This is a genomic window from Arthrobacter sp. TB 23 (genome assembly GCF_000294595.1).
Taxonomy (GTDB): domain Bacteria; phylum Actinomycetota; class Actinomycetes; order Actinomycetales; family Micrococcaceae; genus Arthrobacter_D.
Window position 1 is genome coordinate 1 of sequence record NZ_ALPM01000081.1, and the last position, 6,954, is coordinate 6,954.

Sequence of the window (6,954 nt, forward strand, 5' to 3'; positions counted from 1 at the left end):
CCCGGGACAGCGCCAGATCCGCCGCGACCTCCACCGCCGAGACAGCGGTCCCACCCCGCTTGAGCATCAGGATCACACCCTTGAGCGTCTCGTGGGACAGACCCTTCGGCAGGCTCCCCTGTGCGGGCGGGCGGAGCGCGGCCAGCGCGTTGTCCACCTCTGACTGGGTGGTGGAGGACGCCTGCGCTACTAGCTTGTCACGGAATGAACGGTAGTTGGTCAGCTTGTCGCTGAACGCTGAATAGGTGAACGGTTTGATGAGGTACTGGACGATCCCGGAGGAGATGGCCGACCTGACAATGTGCAGTTCACGGACGGCGGTGATGGCAACGACGTCAGTGGGCAGGCCAGCTCCGCGGATCCTTCGAATAATGTCCAGGCCGTGAGTGTCGGGCAGGTTCATGTCCAGCAGCACCAGGTCCACCCGCTCGGCACCGGGGCCCAGGAATCCCATCGCCTCTGACCCGTTGTGGGCCACCCCCACCAGGCTGAATCCCTCCAGCCGCCTGACGTATTCGGCGTGGGCTTCGGCGGTGATGGTGTCGTCTTCAATCACCAGGACCCTGATGTCCTCAGACATGGGTACCTCCAGGAAGTGGAGTCGGGGAGGTAGTGGTCGGGTCGAGGGGCAGCAGGACTGTGAAACGGGCGCCATCGTCGTTCGCCACCGAAATGGCCCCGCCGAGCCGCTGCACCGCCTGCCGCACCAGTGCCAGCCCCAGTCCGCGCCCCGGGCCGCCTGCCACCTCGGTTTCTTTGGTGCTGAACCCCAGGGTGAAGGCGTCAGTGCCAGCGGCCGTCAGTCCGCTCCCACTATCGCGCACCGCGAGCTCCAGGTTGTCGCCCCGGCGTTCGAGGGTGAGACTCACCTTGCGTCCGAGGGAGTCGGCAGCGGCGTCGAATGCGTTGTCCAGCAGGTTCCCAATGATGGTCACCAGTGCGCTCGGATCCAGGTGCGAGGTTTCGATGGAGCCGTCGACGGCGATCGCCAGCTCGATCCCTCGCTCGTTGGCCTGGGCCGCCTTGCCCACCAGGAGCGCAGTGATGAACGGCTCGTCAAGGGCGCCGAGGACGTCGTCGGTGAGCTGCTGCGAGCGGGTCAGGTCCCGGGTGGCAAAGTCCAGGGCCTCTGCACGGCGGTCCAGTTCGATCAGCGACACGATGGTATGCAAACGGTTGGCGTGTTCGTGGGTTTGGGCACGAAGGGCGTCGGTGAGGGTACGCATGGTCTGCAGCTCACCGGTCAGCGATTCGATCTCCGTGTGGTCCCGCAGCGTGGTGACGGTGCCCAGGGGTTTGGCCCCGGAGGCCCGCGTGCCCCCGCCGGGTACCGCCGCTTCCTGGTTGACGACGAGGATCCGGTCGGTGGTGACGTGAAATTCATCGATCGCCTGCCGCCCGGTGGTCAGCAGTTCGACGAGCGACGGCGGGAGGTCCAGCCCGGCGGCAGCCGTCGGTTGCCCGGCCCTGGCGGGCGGCAGCCCGAGGAGGTGGGCCGCCTGGTCGTTGTAGAGCACCAGTTCACCGCGGGGGTTGGTGAGGACCAGACCCTCGCGGACGGAGTGCAGCACCGAGTCGTAAAACACGAACATGTGGGAGAGCTGGTCCGTCCCCAGTCCCAGGGTCGCCCGACGTAGGTGGCGACTGAGCAGGAAGGACACTGCAGCGCCAGCCGTTACAGCGCCAGCGGCGATCAGAAAGAGGAGCGGCAGCTGAGCGTTCCGGGCAATCGTGACCGTGTTCACGGTGACACCGGCCGCCACCATGGCGACCACCTCGCCGTCGCCGTCGGTCACCGGCATAATGGCCCGCACCGAGGGACCCAGGGTGCCCGAGAACGTCTCGGTGTGCGAGCGGCCAGCGAGGGCCTGCTCCACAGAGCCGATGTAGCGGCTGCCGATCTCCTCGGGATTGCGGTGGGTGAACCGGGTGCGGTCGGGGGCCATGATGGTGATGAAATCGACGCCGAGATCGTCCATCACCTCGATCGCATACGGCTGAAGTGCCGCACTGGGGTCGGCCAGTTCGAGCGAGGTGCTGACAAAAGGGTCGTCGGCGAAAGTGGTGGCGATCGCCAACATGCGGTCAGCCGAGGTCTCGTAGGTGTTCTGCTCCGCATCCAGATACAGCACCCAGGAGATTGCAGCGGTCAGGGCCAACACAAACACCAGTTGTCCGGCGAAGAACTGCCGCGCCAGGCTCCATTTCCTCACCGTTTCAACGGCTCCCTTCAATTGATGCTGCGAACAGTATGAACGCAATGGTGATTCAGATCACTGTACGCCCGAGCATGGAACAGACAGCTTTGAATCATTCACCGAAGGAGTATGGCTATGGCGCCATCAAAATCCACCGCAGGCCAGCCACCCGTGCCGGCACAGGGGAAACCCAAGAAGCGGGTAGACAAGACCCATTTCCTCTACATTGCAGTGATTGCGGCGGTGATCCTCGGCGCCATTCTCGGCCTGATGGCTCCGGAATTCGCGAAAAGCCTCAAGCCCATCGGTGCTGGCTTTATCGGCCTGATCAAGATGATGATCGCTCCAATTATCTTCTGCACCATTGTGCTGGGTATCGGGTCCATCGCCAAAGCCGCGACGGTCGGCAAGGTCGGTGGCCTGGCTCTTGGCTACTTCATGCTGATGTCCACCTTCGCCTTGGCCATCGGCCTGGTTGTCGGCAACATCGTCCAGCCCGGTGAAGGCCTTGACCTTTCCGGCGCCACTTACGACGCCGGTGACCCCGCAGAGGCGACCGGCACCACCGACTTCCTGCTGGGCATCATCCCGGTCACGCTGCTCGCTTCCCTGACCGGAACCAGCATCCTACAGACCCTTTTCGTTGCGCTTTTGGTCGGTTTCGCCTTGCAGGGGATGGGGTCCGCTGGCAAGCCAATCCTCCGCGGTATCGGTCACATCCAGGCACTCGTCTTCCGCATCCTCATCATGGTGATGTGGCTGGCCCCGATCGGCGCGTTCGGCGCAATTGCCGCCGTCGTCGGTGAAACCGGCGTCCAGGCGATCGTCAGCATGTTCACACTGATGGCTGCGTTCTACGTGACCTGCATCCTCTTCATTGTGGTGATCCTGGGCGGCTTGCTGAAGCTCGTCACCGGCGTCAGTATCTTCAAGCTGATGAAGTACCTCGGCCGTGAATACCTGCTGATCTTCTCCACCTCGTCCTCCGAGGCAGCACTGCCACGCCTGATCGCCAAGATGGAACACCTGGGCGTCTCCAAGCCAGTTGTGGGCGTCACCGTTCCCACCGGCTACTCCTTCAACCTTGACGGCACAGCGATTTACCTGACTATGGCGTCATTGTTTGTTGCGTCCGCTCTCGGTACCCCGCTGGCTCTCGGCGAGCAGATCTCGCTGCTGATCTTCATGATCATCGCCTCCAAGGGTGCAGCGGGTGTGACGGGTGCAGGCTTGGCCACGCTCGCCGGTGGCCTGCAGTCGCACCGTCCGGACCTGGTGGACGGCGTTGGCCTGATCGTCGGCATCGACCGGTTCATGTCCGAGGCCCGCGCGCTGACCAACTTCACCGGAAACGCCGTCGCCACCGTGCTGATCGGTAAGTGGACCAATGAGATCGACCGGGTCCGTGTTGACGAGGTCCTGTCCGGTAGCCTGCCGTTCGACGAAGCGACGATGACGTCCAACCACCTGGGCGACGACGTCGAAGACGGCTCAGCTGTCACCACCGATAAGGCAGTCGACAACCTTCGTGATCGCGACGACGACCGTCGGGTTGTCGCTGCCCGTTAGGCTCACAGTCCCTGTAGAACCTGAATAGGCCTCTTCCCGATTGGGGAGGGGCCTATTCTGCTGTTTGTCGGACGCAGCGGGTGGTGCGCAGCGAACTGTCCCACTGACCGGCCCCGATGACTGGAATGGTGGATTCAAGTGGTCGACGTCGGCCGGTGGACTAGTGTAAAACCGGTTCCAGGACCAGGCCCGGGAAGCTTGAACCTCAAGTTGAAACTAAAGGCTCGCGGGCGGTGCCGACGGATTTACCGGTCGGAATGCAGCCCCGGTTGTAACGTTGTGGGCAGGTAAGCAAGCAATACTTTCAGCACACCGATTAACGGAAGCGTGGATACATACGTGAGTAGCGAACAGGGTTCCACAACTCTGAAGGACGCCGAGATTGGGCCCACAGGTCGCCCGGTTACGGTGTTCCCCGAACCACCGGTCCTGTCCTCCCACGGACCGGCCCGCGTGATAGCCATGGTGAACCAAAAGGGTGGCGTCGGCAAGACCACCTCCACCATCAACCTGGGTGCGGCGCTCGCCGAGGCAGGCCGTCGCGTGCTCCTGGTGGATTTCGATCCCCAGGGTGCGCTGTCCGCAGGCCTCGGCACCAACCCGCATGAACTGGACGTCACCGTCTACAACGTGCTGATGGACCGCAAAGTTAAGATCCAGGACGCCATCCAGACCACAGCGTTCGAGAATGTTGACCTGTTGCCCGCCAACATCGACCTGTCAGCGGCCGAAGTGCAGTTGGTGAACGAGGTGGCCCGCGAACAGGTACTGGACCGTGCCCTCCGTAAGGTCTCGGATGATTACGACGTCATCCTGATCGACTGCCAGCCATCGCTCGGCCTGTTGACGGTCAACGCGCTCACCGCAGCGCACGGCGTGATCATTCCACTGATCTGCGAGTTCTTCGCGCTGCGGGCTGTTGCGTTGCTGGTCGAAACGATCGAGAAGGTCCAGGACCGGTTGAACCCGCGACTACAGGTCGACGGCGTCCTGGCCACCATGTACGACGCCCGGACGCTGCACAGCCGCGAAGTTATTGCACGGCTGGTCGAGGCCTTCGGCGACAAGGTGTTCGAGACCGTCATCAAGCGCACCATCAAGTTCGCCGATGCGACGGTCGCCGCGGAACCGATCACTTCGTACGCGGCCAACCACTCGGGAGCAGATTCCTACCGCCGACTCGCCAAGGAACTGATCGCGCGCGGCGGCGCCCCCTAACCATGCAGCGCGCCGCGCCCTTCTCCATGCAGTGCGCCGACGCTCGTGCGTGACGCCGAGCCCGACGTCGTCGTTCCCGCCGTCGTTGTCCCTAACGGTGACGGCGGGGGCGCCTCGGAGGGGGGCCCGGCCGAGGGGGGCCAGATTGAGGGGGGCCCGGCCGGCGCGACTGCGCCGGAAACCGCCGGGTTCACCGTACGGCTCGAGAACTTCAGCGGACCGTTTGACCTGTTGTTGGGGCTTATCTCCAAACATGAGTTGGACATCACCGAAATAGCTCTCGCAACGGTCACCGATGAGTTCATCGGCTACATCAGGGCTTTCCAGGGCACCGACGCGGACTTCTCGCTCGACGAAGCCAGCGAGTTCCTCGTGATCGCCGCAACCCTGTTGGACCTCAAGGCTGCACGGCTGCTGCCCGCCGGTGAAGTCGAATACGACGAGGATGTGGCCCTGCTCGAAGCCCGGGATCTGCTGTTTGCCCGGCTCCTGCAGTACAAGGCCTTCAAGGAAATCGCCCGGCAACTGGGGGGGCGGCTGGCCGAAGAAGGCAAACGGTTGCCGCGGGAGGTCAGCCTGGAACCACAATTCGCTGCGATGATGCCCGAGCTCACCTGGCGGACCACCCCGGAGCAGTTCGCTGCGCTGGCAGCCAAGGCACTTGAACCTCGCGAAGCAGCACCCACAAGGGTGGGCGTTGAGCACCTCCACGGTTCAGCGGTAAGCGTTCGCGAACAGGCGGAGCTGCTGGGGGTTCGCCTCCGCGAAGGACACCCCCTATCGTTCAGGCAACTCACCCAGGATGCCGAGGACATGCTGACCGTCGTGGTCCGGTTCCTTGCCCTACTGGAAATGTTCCGTGACGCTGTGATTTCCTTTGACCAGGGAGCTCCGCTCGGAAACCTCACCGTTCGCTGGTCCGCAGGGGCGAAAGACTGGTCCCCGGCCTCAATCAGTGAGGAATACGACCATCCGGCACCGCCACCTCCAGCCCCGGCCCCGCCAGCCGCGGCACCGCTAACCGCTGAAGGATCACCGTGAAAGCCCAGGAACCTGACGCTGACGAAACCTTCTTTGACCCCTCGGGCGAACCGGGTGGGGTCAAAGCCGCACTGGAAGCAGTGCTCATGGTGGTCGACGAGCCCGTCACCGAAATGCAGCTGGCCACCGCGCTCATGGTTCCCGTCCTCGAAGTCAGAGAGTTGCTGGTGGAACTCCAGCAGGAGTATGACGGCTATACTGGTCAGGGCCCGGAAGGGCACACCACCGATCCGGCGGTTTCACAGCCGCGTGGCTTCGAGCTACGCAGCGTCGCCGGAGGATGGCGGATTTTCTCGCGCAGCACGTTTGCGCCGGTAGTGGCGAAGTTCGTGCTCGAAGGACAAAGCGCCCGCCTGTCACAGGCAGCTTTGGAAACCCTCGCCGTCATCGCCTACCGGCAACCGGTGTCTCGGGCAAGAGTTTCAGGAATCCGCGGAGTGAACGTGGATTCGGTGGTACGCACCCTGGCGCTACGCGGTCTCATCGCCGAAGCGGCAACCGATCCTGAGACAGGCGCCATCCTGTACGGAACAACTCCGTACTTTCTGGAAAGATTGGGTATTGGCAGCGTTGCTGACCTACCTCAGCTTTCACCACATCTACCCGGGTTGGAAAATCTCGGTGACTTTGATGACACCACGTACTAAATACGCTAGCTAAAAGGACATTCAATGACACAGGCGCCACGTTCCGGCTCCGGACGTAACAACCCCAAACGCGACGAGGATGGCCCCCGCGAGGGTGCACCCCGCGGCGGGTCAGCACGCGGCGGTGCACCCCGCACCGGATCGGGGTCAGCGCGTGGCCGGTCAGCACGCGACGCTTTCGGTCGCGGCTCGGCTGCAGGGGCAGGGCGCGACGGCGACGCCCGCCAGGGTTCCTCACGTGACGGTGCCAGCCGCGGTGCGGGTCCGGACCGTGCAGGCTC

General features: G+C 63.5%; 6 protein-coding genes and 1 pseudogene. 5 read left to right on the plus strand and 2 right to left on the minus strand.

The features are described 5' to 3' along the window. Positions 1–580: response regulator (locus B384_RS0112145; protein WP_019483377.1), on the minus strand; the 580-nt coding region annotated here is incomplete at its 3' end. Next, positions 573–2,213 (minus strand): sensor histidine kinase, encoded by a 1,641-nt coding sequence (locus B384_RS0112150; protein ID WP_019483378.1) that lies wholly within the window; start codon positions 2,211–2,213, stop codon positions 573–575. The genes B384_RS0112145 and B384_RS0112150, both read right to left, overlap by 8 nt. A 120-nt stretch (positions 2,214–2,333) precedes the next feature. On the opposite strand from B384_RS0112150, the gene B384_RS0112155 reads away from it, so the two are divergent. From B384_RS0112155 to B384_RS20640, 5 genes and pseudogenes are all read left to right on the plus strand, one after another. Then, a complete protein-coding gene (locus B384_RS0112155) occupies positions 2,334–3,767 on the plus strand; it encodes a C4-dicarboxylate transporter DctA (protein WP_019483379.1) in 1,434 nt (477 codons plus the stop codon). A 339-nt stretch (positions 3,768–4,106) separates the two neighbouring features. Then, positions 4,107–4,985, plus strand: coding sequence for a ParA family protein (locus tag B384_RS0112160; protein WP_019483380.1), 879 nt, complete (start codon positions 4,107–4,109; stop codon positions 4,983–4,985). Positions 4,986–5,030: 45 nt separating this feature from the next. Further along, positions 5,031–6,026: a segregation/condensation protein A gene (locus tag B384_RS18805; protein ID WP_019483381.1), complete on the plus strand. Its 996-nt coding sequence runs from the start codon at positions 5,031–5,033 to the stop codon at positions 6,024–6,026. Continuing rightward, on the plus strand, positions 6,023–6,673 hold the full coding sequence (gene scpB / locus B384_RS0112170) for an SMC-Scp complex subunit ScpB (RefSeq protein WP_019483382.1): 651 nt from the start codon (positions 6,023–6,025) through the stop codon (positions 6,671–6,673). Before B384_RS18805 ends, scpB begins: the two co-directional genes overlap by 4 nt. Before the next feature lie 24 nt (positions 6,674–6,697). Then, a pseudogene (locus B384_RS20640) lies at positions 6,698–6,954 on the plus strand (hypothetical protein); the annotation flags it as partial.

Bases quoted from the DNA above. Each gene is read 5' to 3' on its own strand.
- B384_RS0112155 (WP_019483379.1), top strand. From the start codon at position 2,334: ATGGCGCCATCAAAATCCACCGCAGGCCAGCCACCCGTGCCGGCACAG.